16 protein-coding genes and 1 riboswitch are annotated in these 14,840 nt (G+C 71.1%); of the genes, 3 read left to right on the forward strand and 13 right to left on the reverse strand.

What is annotated here, in order from left to right; genetic code table 11:
• Positions 1-12 precede the first annotated feature (12 nt).
• Positions 13-894: a sirohydrochlorin chelatase gene (locus tag NYZ95_RS09540; RefSeq protein ID WP_262851040.1), complete on the reverse strand. Its 882-nt coding sequence runs from the start codon at positions 892-894 to the stop codon at positions 13-15.
• Positions 895-897: 3 nt separating this feature from the next.
• Positions 898-1,203 (reverse strand): urease subunit gamma, encoded by a 306-nt coding sequence (locus tag NYZ95_RS09545; RefSeq protein ID WP_262851041.1) that lies wholly within the window; start codon positions 1,201-1,203, stop codon positions 898-900.
• A 170-nt stretch (positions 1,204-1,373) separates the two neighbouring features.
• Here NYZ95_RS09545 and NYZ95_RS09550 point away from each other — a divergent pair, with 170 nt between their 5' ends.
• From NYZ95_RS09550 to crcB, 3 genes are all read left to right on the forward strand, one after another.
• A complete protein-coding gene (locus tag NYZ95_RS09550; protein ID WP_262851042.1) occupies positions 1,374-4,817 on the forward strand; it encodes an FUSC family protein in 3,444 nt (1,147 codons plus the stop codon).
• Positions 4,818-4,959: 142 nt separating this feature from the next.
• Positions 4,960-5,409, forward strand: a complete 450-nt coding sequence (locus NYZ95_RS09555) for a fluoride efflux transporter FluC (RefSeq protein ID WP_262851043.1) — start codon at positions 4,960-4,962, stop codon at positions 5,407-5,409.
• The gene (gene crcB / locus NYZ95_RS09560) at positions 5,406-5,786 is read left to right on the forward strand and encodes a fluoride efflux transporter CrcB (RefSeq protein ID WP_262851044.1); all 381 of its coding nucleotides are present in this window, start codon (positions 5,406-5,408) and stop codon (positions 5,784-5,786) included. Before NYZ95_RS09555 ends, crcB begins: the two co-directional genes overlap by 4 nt.
• Before the next feature lie 19 nt (positions 5,787-5,805).
• Here the strand turns inward: crcB and NYZ95_RS09565 are convergent, their stop codons facing one another.
• From NYZ95_RS09565 to NYZ95_RS09615, 11 genes are all read right to left on the reverse strand, one after another.
• Positions 5,806-6,258 (reverse strand): MaoC family dehydratase, encoded by a 453-nt coding sequence (locus NYZ95_RS09565; protein ID WP_139087037.1) that lies wholly within the window; start codon positions 6,256-6,258, stop codon positions 5,806-5,808.
• 78 nt (positions 6,259-6,336) lie between these two features.
• Positions 6,337-7,026 carry an energy-coupling factor transporter transmembrane component T family protein gene (locus NYZ95_RS09570; RefSeq protein ID WP_262851045.1) on the reverse strand — a complete coding sequence of 230 codons (690 nt, stop codon included), beginning with the start codon at positions 7,024-7,026 and terminating at the stop codon, positions 6,337-6,339.
• The gene (locus tag NYZ95_RS09575) at positions 7,023-8,477 is read right to left on the reverse strand and encodes an ABC transporter ATP-binding protein (RefSeq protein ID WP_262851046.1); all 1,455 of its coding nucleotides are present in this window, start codon (positions 8,475-8,477) and stop codon (positions 7,023-7,025) included. Before NYZ95_RS09575 ends, NYZ95_RS09570 begins: the two co-directional genes overlap by 4 nt.
• On the reverse strand, positions 8,474-9,112 hold the full coding sequence (locus NYZ95_RS09580; protein WP_139087034.1) for an ECF transporter S component: 639 nt from the start codon (positions 9,110-9,112) through the stop codon (positions 8,474-8,476). Before NYZ95_RS09580 ends, NYZ95_RS09575 begins: the two co-directional genes overlap by 4 nt.
• A riboswitch (TPP riboswitch) is annotated at positions 9,103-9,222 on the reverse strand. (Overlaps the previous gene by 10 nt.)
• 50 nt (positions 9,223-9,272) lie before the next feature.
• Positions 9,273-9,656, reverse strand: a complete 384-nt coding sequence (locus tag NYZ95_RS09585) for an ankyrin repeat domain-containing protein (RefSeq protein WP_139105295.1) — start codon at positions 9,654-9,656, stop codon at positions 9,273-9,275.
• A 9-nt stretch (positions 9,657-9,665) separates the two neighbouring features.
• On the reverse strand, positions 9,666-10,379 hold the full coding sequence (locus NYZ95_RS09590; RefSeq protein ID WP_262851047.1) for an SGNH/GDSL hydrolase family protein: 714 nt from the start codon (positions 10,377-10,379) through the stop codon (positions 9,666-9,668).
• Positions 10,380-10,429: 50 nt separating this feature from the next.
• Positions 10,430-10,774 (reverse strand): cupin domain-containing protein, encoded by a 345-nt coding sequence (locus tag NYZ95_RS09595; RefSeq protein WP_262851048.1) that lies wholly within the window; start codon positions 10,772-10,774, stop codon positions 10,430-10,432.
• Between the two features lie 6 nt (positions 10,775-10,780).
• Entirely contained in the window at positions 10,781-11,647 is an 867-nt protein-coding gene (locus tag NYZ95_RS09600) for an ABC transporter permease (protein ID WP_262851049.1), read from the reverse strand.
• A complete protein-coding gene (locus NYZ95_RS09605; RefSeq protein WP_262851050.1) occupies positions 11,644-12,543 on the reverse strand; it encodes an ABC transporter permease in 900 nt (299 codons plus the stop codon). The genes NYZ95_RS09600 and NYZ95_RS09605 overlap by 4 nt, the downstream gene beginning before the upstream one ends.
• A 4-nt stretch (positions 12,544-12,547) precedes the next feature.
• Positions 12,548-13,714: a polyamine ABC transporter substrate-binding protein gene (locus tag NYZ95_RS09610; protein ID WP_262851051.1), complete on the reverse strand. Its 1,167-nt coding sequence runs from the start codon at positions 13,712-13,714 to the stop codon at positions 12,548-12,550.
• Positions 13,711-14,823 carry an ABC transporter ATP-binding protein gene (locus NYZ95_RS09615; RefSeq protein WP_262851052.1) on the reverse strand — a complete coding sequence of 371 codons (1,113 nt, stop codon included), beginning with the start codon at positions 14,821-14,823 and terminating at the stop codon, positions 13,711-13,713. Before NYZ95_RS09615 ends, NYZ95_RS09610 begins: the two co-directional genes overlap by 4 nt.
• Positions 14,824-14,840 lie beyond the last annotated feature (17 nt).

Below are 14,840 nucleotides of genomic sequence, written 5' to 3' on the forward strand. Positions count from 1 at the left end.
GGCCCGGATGGCTCAGTGGTGGGGCGAGGTGAGGACCTCGTCGTGGGAGGCGCCACGTTCGACGGGCGTCTCGTGTGGAACGTGGTGCGGGTGGACGTGCGGGTGCACATGGCCACCGTGTCCGGGAGCAGCACCGTCCTCGAACGCGTGCGAGTGCGCATACCCGTGACCGTGGTCGGCAAGCAGCCCGGCAGCGATCCCGTCCCGCCCGTGGCCCAGCTCGTGCTGCGCTTCGCTCACCCGTCGGCGCACGATGTCGAGCACTGCCGCCTCGGAGAGCAGCGGCCCGAAGAAGGTCGCGTGCTCGCCGGGCAGTCCTGGCGGCGGTCCCTTGCCGAATCCCGCCGGCACCACGACGACGTCGTCGGAGCCGAGCAGCAGTGCTCGTTCGACGGCGCGCCCGAGATCCGAGGGTTCAGCGACGCATGCGACCTCGACCTGAACCCCCGCACCGTGCGTGCGCACGAGATGAGCGATGCGGTGGAGCTCCGCGTCGTCGAACGGGTTGGACGACGGCGCTGTCACCAGCACGCCGGCTCCCGGCCGCTGACGTGCCGTCTCCGTCGCGGCGCGGCGCAGCCACGCGACCAGGTGGTCCACAGTCCCGAAGCTCGGTGTCAGGGCAAGGCGCCCACCGGCGTCGGAGGCGAGCCAGCTCAGCGTCTTCGCGACGTCGGCGACCATGACGGGATCGCGACCCCAGGTCATGGTGACGACGACGACGGTCTCGCCCGCGGCGAGGGACGGGGCGACGGTGTTGTGCAGCGCTCGTCCTGCAGGGGTGACGACGGCGTCGGGGAGCAGGTCGAGGAGGGGAAGCAGGTCACTCCCGTACGCGCTCTCGTGGCCACCGACGAGCACCGTCGTGACCGCGCTGTGCTCCCCCGTCGGCATCTGTCAGGCCGCCACAGGGTCGTGACAGGAGACGAGCTTGCTGCCGTCGATGAAGGTGGCCTCCACCTGGAGCAGGGCCAGGCGTTCACGGACCCCCGCCATGCAGTCGGCCTCGGAGACCACGTGCTTGCCGAGCTCCATGCACTCGGCCACGGACTTGCCGTCGCGGGCCGCCTCCAGGATCGCCTCGGAGATCAGCGCCTGGGCCTCGCTGAGATTGAGCTTGGTGCCGCGATCGCGACGCCGCCGGGCGAGGTCTGCGACCTGGTAGACGTAGAGCTTGTCGATCTCCCGCGGAGTGAGGTTCATCGCCTCGACCCACCTTTCGGAGCTCGCGGCTGGCGATCATGGGACACCAACCTGGGTGTGTCGTACGTTCCCTAGATCGTTTGCCTGGCCGGAAACAACCGCAAGTCGAAACAGACAAAGCAGAAATAGTTCGCAAAGCGCATCCCGGCCGCGCGACTAGCCTTGCACGGGTGGACATCGTCTGGATCGCCCTGGGAGCCGTCATCCTGGGCGCGACTCTGCTCGACGTGTTCCTTACGGCGCTGAACTACGACGAGGCGGGAATCTTCAGCGGTGCTGCGACGCGCTGGCAGTGGCGGATCCTGCGCCGGATCACCCGGCGCCTGTCTCGGCGGTGGCGACCGGTCGGGCTCCGGCAGGTCACCGGGATCCAGATCATCACCGTCATCGTCCTCTGGGTGTTCGGGATCATCACCGGGTTCGGGCTCATCTACTACGGCCTGATGTCGCGGTCCAGCTTCTCGGTGTCGGGCGAAGGCGCCGGGCTCACCCTCTTCGACGCGTTCTACTTCAGCGCCGCCCAGCTGTCGACCGTGGGCGGCTCGTCCCTGACGGCGGAGACCGACCTCCTGCGGTTCCTCAGCATCGCGGAGACGCTCTCCGGCGTCGTCCTGATCTCCCTGATCCTCACGTTCCTGCTGGCCATCTACTCGGTCTTCAGCGACCTGAACGGGCTGTGCCGGTACTTCTTCACCGCGGAGCGAGGAGCCGGCTCCACCGTCGCCACCCTCACCCCCTTCTTCAGGAACGGTCAGCCGAACGGGCTGGACACCCACCTCGACGGCATCTCCGGCTCGTTCGCCTCGTACACCGACGGAGTGCGTCTGCACCATGCCGCCTACTACTTCCAGAGCGGACGCGACCAGTTCGCGCTGCCGTACGCGATCCGGATGCTGGCGGGAACGCTCGGCGCGCTGCGGTGGGGTCTCCCGACTGGGCACCCGGCCGCCGCCGACCCCAGCCTGATCTCGCTCACCTTCCAGTTCCTCCAGTTCGGCGAGTACCTGCAGCGCAGCGTGGGATGGCGGAGCCGCGACGTGCCCGAGGTCGTGAGTGCCGAGACCTTCGCGAAGCTCGCCCGCGATCCCCGAGGCAAGCGCGAGAACGAGTGGGTCGCCCAGTTCCTCGACCTGGACGCCGCGATGGCGCGACTGGCCGAGGTCGAGCCGCTGGCCGACATGGACGACACGTATCGGCGGTACAGCGAATGGCTGCCGTTCGCCTACCGGGCGCAGCAGATCACCCTCGGTGTGAGCGCCGACCTCGACTACCAGCCCGCCATCGTCTCGGACGAGCCCGTCTCCATGCTCCACGACCACGACACCATCGCTCTGGAGAACGTCGCGGAGATCACGCCGCTCGTCGGGAGGAGCACCCCTAAGACGGTCGCCGGTTCCCACGGCTCGCACCTCGGCCGCTGGTGGGCGAGGCGCGACCTCCGGCACTCGCAGGTCGACCCCGGATACTCACGGTTCCGCGCGGCGGCGCGGTCGGTCCTCGCGGCGGCCACCGCCGCGCTCCTCCTCTACGGCATCTTCGAGGCGACCGGTCGCAGCTCGCTGTCGCCGGCCATCTTCGGCGGCTTCGTCGGCATGCTGAGCGCCGGGATATCGGCGGACAGGACACCGCGTGCCGCGCGTCTCACGAGCGCGCTGATCATCGTGCCGGTCGCCGTGGTCGTGATGCTCGGCGCACTCGTGTCGGGCTCCGTCGTGCTGACCGGGGTCTTCGTCGTCGTGGTGGCGATGGTCGGCGTCTGGGCCGGGCGGTTCGGTCCGCGCTGGGCGGCGCTCGGCCAGGTGACCTTCATGGCGTACTACTTCGCGCTGATCCTGCGCCTGCAGCTCACCGACGTCGCGCTCTACCTCACCGCCGCGGCGGTCGGGGTCGCGTCGGCGTACCTGTTCACCCACGTGCTCCTGCGGCAACAGCCGCTGCGTGCACTGCGCAGCGGGTTGAGCGGGTTCGCGCAGCGCCTGGTGTCGTCGATGGACACCCTCTTCGACGCGGTGTCAGCGGCTCGCTGGGATCCCGACATCCGCAGGAACGTCTCCGCCGACATCAGGCAGCTCCGCAGCGATGCGGCGTTCGTCGCCGGCCAGGTCAGCGGCGACGAGACCCTGACCGGTGTCAGCGCCCACCGTGCGACGGCGCTGAGGCTCCGCCTGTTCGACACCGAGCTGGCGGCCATGAACCTGGTGGCGGCGGCGCACAGCGTCACAGGCACCATGATCTCGCTCGAGCTTCGCGCCCGGCTCGCCGGCCGGGTGGAGCTGCTGCAGGCGCACCTCGCACAGATGGCCGTGATCCCGGGTGACGCTGCCTCGCAGGTGGTTCCCTCGGACGCCCAGCTCGCCCCGTGGAGAGATGACGAGCCGGCGGCTGACTGGCCGCGCGCCGCCCGCCTCGTGTTCCAGGCGGCCAACGAGCTTCACGGCGCCGCGTCCGAGTTCCGGGCCACCGCCGTCGCCGCCCTCGATCCGAGCGCGCCGGTCGCCGTCCCGCTGGACGACGAGGAGGACACGAGTGGTGACGTCGACCGCTCCGTCGCGACCCCACCATCCGAAGACCCCCCGCGTGGCCGATGGCCGCTGTCCCCGCCCACCCGTCGAGCGATCCAGACGGCGGTCGCGACCGGCGCCGCACTGACGATCGGCGAGGTGGTCTCGGCCTCCCACCAGTACTGGGCGGCGCTCGCCGCCTACCAGGTGCTGGGCGGCACCAACGGAGAGACGTTCCTCAAGGGCGCGCAGCGGGTCGCGGGCACCGTCGCCGGTGCCGCGGTCGGGTTCGGGTTGGCGCTCTCGACGGGAGCGGACCCGAGGGTGGTCCTCCCCCTCCTCGCCGTCGCGGTCTTCGGCTCGACCTACTACCGCCCGGTCGCACCGGCGGTGTCGACGTTCTGGACGACGATGATCTTCGCCGTCCTCTACGAGTTCCTCGGCCGCCTGACCACCCTCGCACTGGAGATGCGGATCCTGGAGACGCTCTTCGGTGCGGCGATCGCCCTGGTCGTCGCCGCGCTGGTCCTGCCGACGCGCACCCGCAACGTGCTAAGCAAGGACGCGACCACCGTCGTGAAGGACGTCGACGCGATCACCTCCGCCAGCCTGGGCCGACTGGCCGGGAACCACTCGATCTCGAAGGCGGCGATCCGTCAGCGGCTCCTCGCCGCCGAGCAGCACGTCCGCGCACTCGAGTCGGCGTTCGCGCCGCTCCGACTGGCACCCGGTGCGGTCCAGGTCGGTGGCGTCGAGGCCCGGCTCACCGCGGTGTGGGCGTTGATGTTCCACACCCGCCAGCTCGTCGCTGCCGTCGAGAGCGCCATCGACGCCGGCGTCGACGGCTCCTCGGAAGACTGGGACGGGCTGAGCCGTACGTTGAGCAAGAACGCCACCGCCCTGACCACGGCGTTGGACGGCAAGCTCCCCGGCCCCGTCGACCCGGACGTGGGTGGGGACGACACGGACCCGTCGAGCGCGACCGCCGCCCGTGAGCAGAGTGCCGTCCTGCGCGAGCTCGGGCTGGTCAACGACACGCTGCTGGTCATGATCGAGGACGTGTCGCCCGGCGCGGTGAACGATCCGAACACGCGTGAGCCGGTGTCGGCGTGACCTCGCAGTCGCCCCGTCCGGCGACGACGAGGCGGCGTCCGGCGCGCGGTCGGGAATCAGCGGACCTACCGTCGAACCAGGACCACCGGCACCGTGCGGCGCCGGGTGACGCGCGAGAACGACTCGGCTGAGAGGCTTGCTGATGACGACGACAACGGGCCGACCAGCCTACCTGCGCGCGGCGTCGATCGCCCTCGTCTTCGCCGGAGGAGTCGTCGGCGTGGCAGCCCGCGAGGGTTTCATGCTCGCCGTCCCGAACGAGGACAACATCCCGATCGTGGTGCCGATCGTGAACCTGCTCGGCGCGTTCATCCTCGGGTACCTGTACGAGGGCCTCACCCGCACCGCTCCCGCTCCGCAGACGACCGCGCGGCTGAAGCTCCTCGTCGGTACGGGGTTCTGCGGAGGCCTCACGACGTACAGCTCGCTGGCGACCGACACCGCCGTGCTCGTCGACGACGCGCGGATCGGCATCGCCCTCACGTACGCGCTGGGCACCGTCATCATCGGTGCCTGCGCCACGATGCTCGGCATCGTGCTGGCGTCGAGGCTCCACGAACGCAAGCACGAGGACAAGGGAGCGGGCTCATGACGTTCCCCCTGTTCCTGCTGATGATCGTGGCCGGCGGCGCGGGCGCCAGCGTGCGCTACGTCGTCGACGGGATGATCAAGGCCAAGACCTCCCGCTCGGCCTTCCCGTGGTCGACCGCGATCATCAACATGACCGGTTCGCTCGTGCTCGGCTTCCTCACCGGCCTGGTGGTCGGCGACCTGGCCTCGTCGGACGTCAGCGCGGTGATCGGGACAGGGTTCCTCGGCGGCTACACCACCTTCAGCACTGCCAGCTACGAGGCCGTCACCCTGGTCCGCGAGAGGCGCTACGGTCTCGCCGCGGCGTACGGGTTCGGCGTGCTGGCCGCCACGATCGCCCTCGCCCTGCTCGGGTACGTGTGGGGCAAGAGCCTCTGACGGCGGGCCGTCCCGGCGGCTACTCCGCGAAGATCGCGAGCGTGCGCGCGACGCACACCGGCTTGTCGACGCCCTCTGCCTCGACCGTGAACTCGACGGTGACGCGCTGGCCGAGCGCGACCGGGACGACCTCGACGAGCTTCGCCCGCCCGCGGACGCGTGAGCCGACGGGCAACGGCGCAGGGAAGCGCACCTTGTCGGACCCGTAGTTGACGCCCATCCTGACGCTCTCGACCTTGTACGTCTCGGCCGACAGCATGGGGATCAGCGACACCGTGAGGTAACCGTGCGCGATCGTGCGACCGAAGGGCCCGTGGGCAGCCTTCTCCGGGTCGACATGGATCCACTGGTGGTCACCGGTCGCCTCGGCGAAGAGGTTCACCTGCTCCTGCGTGACCTCGTGCCAGTCGCTGACGCCGAGCTCCTCGCCCGTGCAGGACGCGAGCTCGGCAAGGTTCTTGAAGGTGCGCATCGGGGCCTCCGTACTAAGCGATCGCTTACTGCGCCCCGATCCTAGAGGGCGACCGTGACGCGCGGCACACCGGCCGTCTCACCGTACGAGCCAAGGGACCGCGGCGAGGACGACTCCGAGGGCGAGCAGGCCGGTGTCCGCCCGGGTCCACGGCGCCGGTTCCGCCCATGTCCGGGTCTGCGCCCCGGCAAAACCTCGCGCGTCCATCGCGACCGACATCCGCGCCGCGTCGCGCAGCGCGCTGACCAGCAGCGCGAACGCGAGCGAGGCCGCGTGCCGTCCGCGCGAGAGCGGGTTGCGTGTCGGTCCGTAGCCACGCGCTCGCCGGGTTCGGTCGAGCTGCCCCCAGGTCTCCCGCAGGGCACCGAAGCGCTGCATCGCCGCGGCGAACGCGACGACGGGTCGTGCCGGCAGACGAAGCCGCTGGCCGAGCTGGTCAGCGAGCCGTGACGGGTCGACGAACGCGGCCAGCACGGCTCCGGGCAGGGCGAGGACGACGATCCGCAGACCCGCCGTCAGCGCGACCTCGAGGTCACGCCCGCCGAGCCACCACGTCGACGAGACCAGGGACACCGACGCCACCGCGATCGCCGCGAACCGCGCCAGCGCGAACCGTGGGGACGGCAGCAGCAGCGCACCGGCAAGCACGTACGCTCCCAGCGCGACAGCGGCGGTCCTCAGGTCGCGCACCGCGAAGGACGCGACGATCGCGAGCGTCCCCATGGCCAGCAGCACCAACGGGTTCGCAGCGGGGACGAGGCGCCTCATCGTGCCCCCTCGACGCGCGGCGCGGGTACAGCGTTGCGTCCGTCCGCGAGGCGCACCACATGGTCGGCGCAGCTCACCAGCGCACTGTCGTGGCTCGCTGCGGCGACCGCGGCACCGCCGTGCGCGGCCGCGCGCATCCACCCCGCGACCGCCGCCCAGGTGCCGCGGTCCTGGCCGACCGTGGGCTCGTCGAGGAGCAGCACGGACGGGCGGTGTGCGAGCGCGGCGCCGAGGGCGAGCCGGCGCTGCTCGCCGCCGGAGAGCCGGTACGGGTTGGCGTCGGCGAGCCGGTCGAGCCCCAGGTGCGCGAGCACCGCGTCGACGTCGACGACGACCCCGACCCGCCGGGAGGTCGCCGCGACCTCGTCGCGGACGCGGGTCGTCAGGAACCCGTGCTCAGGATTCTGGGGGACCCACCCGACGACCGCCGCCAGCGCACGCGAACGCATCCGGTGCGGCGGCATGCCCAGGCCACGCACCTCCCCCGCGGTGGGACGCTGCAGTCCGCCGAGGGTCGCCAGCAGAGTCGACTTGCCGGCGCCGCTCGGCCCGCCGAGGACCGTGACCGCGTCGGGTGTGAGCGTGGCGTCGACCTCCCGGAGCGCGGCCGCGACGACCGTCCCGCGCATGTCGGTGCGGCGGAGGTCGACGCTCAGCGCGACGGCCTCGAGGGTCGGCGCGGGCCGACGATGCGGCACGACGAGCGCGGCGGGAGGCTCGACGGGTTCGGGCGCGGGCACGCCCGGCATCCAGACGCCCGCGGAGGCAAGGTCGTCGCGCATCGTGGCCGCGAACGTCGCCGGGTCCGTGTCGGCGACCACCTCGCCGTCGCGCCCGAGCACGACGACCCGGTCGACGTGGTCGAGCCACGGCGCGAGCCGGTGCTCGACCACCACGAGCGTCGCCCCGCTCTCGGCCACGACGTCGGTGATGCACCGGCGCACGCCCTCGGCGTTCGCGTCGTCGAGCATCGAGGTCGGTTCGTCGAGGAGCAGGACGTCGGCCCGCGACGCGAGGACCCCGGCGAGCGCCGCACGCTGGAGCTCACCTCCCGAGAGCGCCGCCGTCGGGTGCTGCACCCCGTACGGGAGTCGGACGGCCTCCAGCGCGGCACGGACACGGGGCCACATCGCATCCGGGGCGACGCGCGCGTTCTCGAGACCGAACGCGACGTCACGCCCGATCCGCTCAGCGACGACGGCGTCACCCGGGTTCTGCAGGAGCAGACCGATCCGGCCTTCGGTCTCGACCTCGCCGAGCAGGTCGCCGTCACCGGCGGTCGCGAGCACCCCGGCGACGGCGCGGAGCACGGTCGACTTGCCGGCACCGGAGGGACCGGCGAGCAGGACGCGCTCACCGGGCTCGACCCGCAGGTCGAGTCCGGCGACGACCGGGGCCCGCCGACCGAGCGGACGCCAGCCGAAGCCGCGGAGCGTGATCGAGCCGGTCACGCCTGATCGTGGTCCGCAGACACCGCCGTGCGTGCGTGGTAGTCGCGTCCCGGCCCGAACGCGTCGAGCGCCCCGGTCGACGCGAGCGCACGGACGAGGGCCCAGCCGCCGACCCCAGCGACGAGCGCGCCGGAGACCACGAAGAACGCGAGGTAGACGAGCTGGTAGCCGAACGACCAGTCCGCGTAGTAGGCGAACCACTCGTACACGGCCTCACCAGCGCCCGCCAGCGCACCGGCCAGCGCGGCAACGACGACGCCCCACCGCCGGTAGAGGAACACGGCGAAGACGAGCTCGGCGCCGAACCCCTGGATCAGTCCCGAGACGACGACGGACATCCCCCACTGGTTGCCGAGCAGCGCCGACACCGTGGCCGCGACCAGCTCCGTGCCGACCGCGGCACCGGGCTTGCGGACGACGAGACCGCCGACGACACCGCCGAGCAGCCAGACGCCGCAGATGAGCCCGGAGCTCGGCGGGAAGGCGAACAGCGCAGTGCCGCTCACCACGGCGAACAGCTGGTTCCAGCCCCAGAAGACGACACCGAGCGCGACCCCCAGCATCGCGACGGTGACGAGGTCGACCGTGCGGTAACGGGTGGTCGCGGACGTGCGAGAACGAATGGCCTCAGCCATGGGTGACTCCCTTCGCCGGTGCTAACCGGTGCAGGTTCGGAGGGTCTGCGGGCTTTCCGCACTCTCAGCGCACCGTGCCCGTGGGCACCCGCGCTCCCCTGTCGTGGGATCGACTGTAGCGCCTCGCTGCCGCGACGGACGAGGTGTCCGCCGTGGGTCGTCAGGTCAGCAGGTTGTCCCGGCCGAACATCGCGGCCGTCGCCCGGGCCGACGGCGTCCCCAGGTCCGGGTCGGCCCCGGCGCCGATGAGCAGCGACACCACGAGGTCCTCCCCCTTGAAGACGGCGCCCGCGAGCGGGCTCTGACCGCGGTCGTTGAGCCGGTCGACGTCCGCGCCGGCATCGAGCAGACGCTGCACCACGTCGGCATGGCCGTGGTACGCCGCGAGCATCAGCAGCGTGTTGCCGTCGGGGTCGGTCATCTCCAGGGGTACGCCGGCGTCGACGTACGCGAGCAGGCTGTCGGCGTCACCGTCGCGCGCCAGGTCGAACATCCGGTGCGCGAGCTCGACCACCTCGGGGTCGGGAGGCTCGTTCCGCTCCATGCACGGACCTTACGCGCCGAGAACCTCCAGGCGCGTCGCGACGAAGTCGCCGAACGCGCGGTGGCCCTCCGGCGACAGGTGCAGCCCGTCCTCGAGGTATGGAAGGTCGAGACCGAGCGTCGAGACGTAGGCGGCACCGTGGGCTTCCGCGAGATCGGCGAGGAGCGTGTCGACCTCGGGCGCACCCCCGGCGCGCGACGGCGCGGACGCGGGTCCGACCACGACGACCGGCAGCTCCCCCACCGCACGCATCACCCGCGCGAAGCCCGCTCGGACGGCACCCACCGGCTGGTCGACGTCGTTGAGACCTCCTGCCACCACGACCAGGTCCGCGCCCCCGGCCACGGCACGGCCGGCACGGGCGCCGAACCACGAGCCGTCGCACGGGCTCGCCGACCGACTGAACCCCGAACCGGAGAATGCGTCGACGTGCACCTGCCCGGACAGCCGCGAGGTCCAGGCGTCGCCGGCATCGTCCAGGCCGAGGCCCGCGGACCAGGAGTCGCCGATCACGACGACCCGCTTCCCGAGGGCGGGGGCGACGACCGCACGGCGTGCCTCGGACTGCGACGTGAACCGCTCGCACCGCACGGCGTCGGCACGGCTCTGCCCGAGGTCGGTGAGGAACGCCGCGCTGAGCGTCAGAAGCAGCAGGACCACCGCCAGACGTGCCCGCCACGACGCGTCCGCACGTCGCGGTCGGGGCGTGCCGAAGGCGCTCACCCCTTCATGATCCCTCGTGCGTGGGCCCGGCGGGTCGGAACCGGGACGGATCAGGCCAGGTAGACCTTGCGCAGGGTCTCGCGAACCTCCCACACCGTACGGTCGCCGGCGCGCAGGCGTACGGCGACGCCGGGCCGCAGCGAAAGCGTGCTGCCGTCCTCGAAGCGCACGGTCGCGTCCCCGGACAGCACGACGAAGACCTCGTCGATCTCGGTGTCGCGGACCGTGCCGGCGGTGATCTCCCAAAGTCCGACGGACGCGCCGTCGAGCGCCGCGAGCTCGGTGGACGCCGTGCTCGGCGAGCCGTCGACGACGTCCGTCGGGTCGAGCGTTCCTGGCTCGAGCGGATGGGTTCCGGTTGCGGCCGACAGAAGCCGCTCACGTGCCTTTGTCATTCGTGCTCATCCTCCGGTAAAGGTCGAGGCGACCGAGGCGTTGTCGTCCCCGGACCGCCGCAGCACTGCCCACACGACGGCGAGCGCCGCGAGCGTCAGCAGCAGCATCACGGTCGACACGGCAGCGATCTCCGGGCGCAGGCCCACCTTGAGCGATCCGAACACGTAGACCGGCCACGGGGTGTAGCCCGGTACCTGGACGAACGACGCGACGATCGTGTTGTCGAGGCTCAGCGTGAACGCCATCAGCGCACCGGCGAAGATGCCGGGCGAGGCCAACGGAAGCGTGATCTGACGGAACCTGTTCCACGGAGCCGCGTAGAGGTCGGCGGCCGCCTCCTCGATCTGCTCGTCCATCCCTCGCATCCGCGCACGCACGATGAACGTGACCACGGCGACCGCGAGCGAGGTGTGCACGATCACCAGGCGCACCATGCCGTTGTTGACGACCGCGAGGCCGCCGTCCGTCCCGAGGGTGACGAGCCACGGCAGGATCGCGATGCCGTCGATGACCTCCGGCGTGATCAGCGTGACCGCGAGCAGTGCCGTCAGGATGCCGGCCCAGCGCGCCCCGGCACGGGCACGCGCGAGGGCGACTCCGCCGATCGTGCCGAGCACGGTGGACACCATCGACGCGAGCACGCCGGCGACCAGCGACGTACGGACCGTGTCACCGATGACGGGGTTGTTCCAGGCCCGGGTGTACGCGTCGAACCCGAAGCTGTCCCACGCGCCGAGCAGCCGGCCCGTGTTGAACGAGTAGACGACGATCACCAGGATCGGCAGGAAGAGGAACACGAAGACCAGCACGCCCAGGACCGTGAGCGCACGGCTCAGCGGATCCCGAGGCCGACGGGTACGCGCGGCGCTCATGGCGTCACCTCCAGGTCAAGGTGGCGGGCTCGCCGGACGATCGTCCGGACCAGCAGGAAGACGGCGGCGGCGAGCACGACGGTCAGCAGCACGAACGCCATCAGCGTCACCGCCATGGCCGAGCCGAGCGCCCAGTTCTGGGCCGACGTGAACTGGCGGGCGACGACCTGGCCGATCATCGTCCCGCGCGCACCGCCGAGCACCGACGCGGTGAGGTAGTCGCCCATCAGCGGGATGAACACCAGGAGACATCCCGACGCGATGCCGGGGAGCGCCTCGGGCACCGTGACGGAGAAGAAGGTCTTCCACCGTCCGGCACCGAGGTCGCGGCTCGCCTCGCGCTGGCTCGGGTCGAGGCGCTCGAACACCACGTAGAGCGGCAGGATCATCAGCGGCAGGTAGTTGTAGACGACGCCGAGCTGGACGGCTCCCCGCGTGTAGAGGATGTCGAGCGGACCGTTCAGGACACCCAGCCACTGGAGCGCGTCGGACGCCATGCCGTTGGGCGCCAGGAAGATCTGCCACCCGAGGGTCCGGACGAGGAAGTTCGTCCAGAAGGGCACCAGCACGAGAGCGAGGAGGAGCGGACGCCACCGCGGGTCCACCTTGACCGCCATCCAGTACGCGAACGGGACGCCGACCAGCAGGCAGAGCAGCGTCCCTGCTCCGGCGATCCGCAACGTCGCCCAGAACGTGGACATGAAGACGCCGTCGAGGACCTCGCCGTACCGATCGAACGAGAGCTGGTCGTTCGAGACCGCAGTGAAGAGATCAGGCTTCTCGCCGAAGGAGTACCAGACGACGAGCGCGAGCGGCATGAACACGAAGAACGCCAGCCACGCCCACAGCGGGAAGGACAGCCACGCGCTGGTCGCGCGGATTCGGAGCCGCGACACGTCGTCACCCCGCCTTCGACTGGACGTGCTCGAGGATCGCGGTGAGGCGGTCCTGAGCGTCGGTCAGCTCGGCCGGAGTGAGCCGCGCAACCACGTCGTCCGGCGGGAAGATGAGGTCGAGCATGTCCAGCTCCCACTCCTCGGCGAGCGCGCGCTGACCGGCGATCCCGGTGGGGTAGCCGTTCCAGTCCACCTCGCCGATGGCGGTCTCGGGGCCGAGCATGAAGTTGATGAACGCGTGCGCGGCGTCGACGTGCTGCGCACCGCGCGCGATGGCCCACGTGTCGACCCACAGGTTCGCGGTCGGTGTCGGGTAGACGAAGCGCCAGCGGTCGGGATCGTCGGACTCGGTGATCGCAAGCCGGGCGTCACCGTTGTACATCTGTAGCAGCGCGAGCTCGTTCTGCACGATGCTCTGGGTCGGCGCCGAGCTGAAGGTACGCACGTGCGGGGCGAGCTCGGTCGTCAGGTACGCCTCTGCCGCGTCGAGCGCCGTCGGATCGGTCGTGTTCGGGTCGATTCCCTCCGCACCGAAGTAGATCGACGACACCTCCCACGGATCGTCGAGGAGCGAGACGGAGCCGCTCGCCTGGCCAGCAGCGAGCTCGAGGAAGTCGCGCCAGGACTCGGGACGACCGTCGATCTTGGTCGTGTCGTACGCGAACCCGGTCGTCCCCCACGCCTTCGGGACGGCGTGCGTGTTGCCCGGGTCCCACGGCTGGTCGGTGAACGCCGGCTCCAGGCGGGAGATGTTGGGGATAAGACTGTGGTCGAGCGGCGACAGGAGGTCGTTCGCCACCATCATCGGGACGAACTGGCCGGAGGGGACCAGCACGTCGTACCCGCTCGTCCCCCTGCTGGCGCCGATCTTGGCGATCATCTCCTCGTTGGACGCGAAGCTGTCGACCTGGACGGTCAGGTTGTGGGCGTCCCGGAACGCGCGGACGTTGTCCGGGCTCTCGTAGTCGCCCCACGAGTACACGTTGAGGCGGTCCTCGAGCGTGCCGTCGGGCTTGGCGGTGGTCGCCACCGTGCGGCTGCCACCGCAGCCGAGCAGCGTCGCCGTCCCGATCGCCCCGAAGGCGCCCAGCAGCGCGCGTCTGCTGATCCGTCCCGCTTCGGAGCGCGGCGCGAGGACGCGCACGGTCTCGGGCGGACGCCTGCGCGTCATCCCTGGCCCTCCGGGAAGACGTGGACCGCGGACGGCTCCCACGTCGCCCAGACCGTCGTGCCGGTGGCAAGCGCCCGCGAGGCCGTCGCCGGCGTCCTCGCCAGGACCTCGCGACCGTCCTCAGCGAGCACGACGTGCTGAACGACGTCGCCGAGGAACGAGGTGCTGGCGAGCGTGCCGGCGACGGCGTTCGCCGCGCCCACCTCCGGCGCCTGCGGCGTCACGCTCACCGCCTCGGCGCGCACCGCGACGCGTGCCGCGACTCCCTCCGGGACCTCGTCGAGCACGGTCGTCTCGGGCGCGAAGGTGACGCCGCCGGCCACCACGGCTCCGTCCTTCACGACGCCCTCGGCGAAGTTCTGAGTGCCGATGAAGCCCGCGACGAACGCCGTCGCCGGTGCGCCGTACACCTCCTCGGGCGTCCCGACCTGCTCGATCCGGCCGGCGTTCATCACCACGACCCGGTCGCTCATCGACAGTGCCTCAGCCTGGTCGTGGGTGACGAAGACGAACGTGATGCCGACCTGACGCTGGATCAGCTTCAGCTCGACCTGCATCTGCTCGCGGAGGTTGCGGTCCAGGGCGGACAACGGCTCGTCGAGCAGAAGCACGTCGGGGCGGTTCACGATCGCGCGGGCGAGGGCCACACGCTGCTGCTGCCCGCCGGACAGCTTCTTGGGGCGCCGCTCGGCGTACTCGCTCATCCGGACCAGCGCGAGCGCCTCGCGGACACGCTCGGAGATCTCGCTCTTGCTCGGGCGCGGCTGCCCTGCCCGCCGCTGGCGCAGGCCGTAGGCGACGTTCTCGGCGACGGTCATGTGCGGGAACAGGGCGTACGCCTGGAAGACCGTGTTGACGGCACGCCGGTTCGGCGGCACGCCGACGACCGACGTCCCGGAAAGGAGGACGTCCCCGTCGTCAGGCTCCTCGAAACCGCCGATCATCCGCAGGAGCGTCGTCTTGCCGCAGCCGGACGGTCCGAGCAGGGAGAGGAACTCCCCTTCGGCGATGTCGAGGTCCACCCCGTCGACGGCAGTCGCCGCCCCGTAGGACTTGCGGATCCCGCGAAGCGAGACCGTGGTCGTGGTCGTGGTCGTGGTCGTGGTCATCGGCTACCTTCCGTTGC

Source organism: Mumia quercus (genome assembly GCF_025506335.1).
Taxonomy (GTDB): domain Bacteria; phylum Actinomycetota; class Actinomycetes; order Propionibacteriales; family Nocardioidaceae; genus Mumia; species Mumia quercus.

Bases quoted from the DNA above. Each gene is read 5' to 3' on its own strand.
- crcB (WP_262851044.1), top strand. From the start codon at position 5,406: ATGACGTTCCCCCTGTTCCTGCTGATGATCGTGGCCGGCGGCGCGGGC.
- NYZ95_RS09570 (WP_262851045.1), bottom strand. From the start codon at position 7,026: ATGAGGCGCCTCGTCCCCGCTGCGAACCCGTTGGTGCTGCTGGCCATG.
- NYZ95_RS09540 (WP_262851040.1), bottom strand. From the start codon at position 894: ATGCCGACGGGGGAGCACAGCGCGGTCACGACGGTGCTCGTCGGTGGC.
- NYZ95_RS09595 (WP_262851048.1), bottom strand. From the start codon at position 10,774: ATGACAAAGGCACGTGAGCGGCTTCTGTCGGCCGCAACCGGAACCCAT.
- NYZ95_RS09545 (WP_262851041.1), bottom strand. From the start codon at position 1,203: ATGAACCTCACTCCGCGGGAGATCGACAAGCTCTACGTCTACCAGGTC.
- NYZ95_RS09600 (WP_262851049.1), bottom strand. From the start codon at position 11,647: ATGAGCGCCGCGCGTACCCGTCGGCCTCGGGATCCGCTGAGCCGTGCG.
- NYZ95_RS09615 (WP_262851052.1), bottom strand. From the start codon at position 14,823: ATGACCACGACCACGACCACGACCACGACCACGGTCTCGCTTCGCGGG.
- NYZ95_RS09585 (WP_139105295.1), bottom strand. From the start codon at position 9,656: ATGGAGCGGAACGAGCCTCCCGACCCCGAGGTGGTCGAGCTCGCGCAC.
- NYZ95_RS09610 (WP_262851051.1), bottom strand. From the start codon at position 13,714: ATGACGCGCAGGCGTCCGCCCGAGACCGTGCGCGTCCTCGCGCCGCGC.
- NYZ95_RS09565 (WP_139087037.1), bottom strand. From the start codon at position 6,258: ATGCGCACCTTCAAGAACCTTGCCGAGCTCGCGTCCTGCACGGGCGAG.
- NYZ95_RS09580 (WP_139087034.1), bottom strand. From the start codon at position 9,112: ATGGCTGAGGCCATTCGTTCTCGCACGTCCGCGACCACCCGTTACCGC.
- NYZ95_RS09555 (WP_262851043.1), top strand. From the start codon at position 4,960: ATGACGACGACAACGGGCCGACCAGCCTACCTGCGCGCGGCGTCGATC.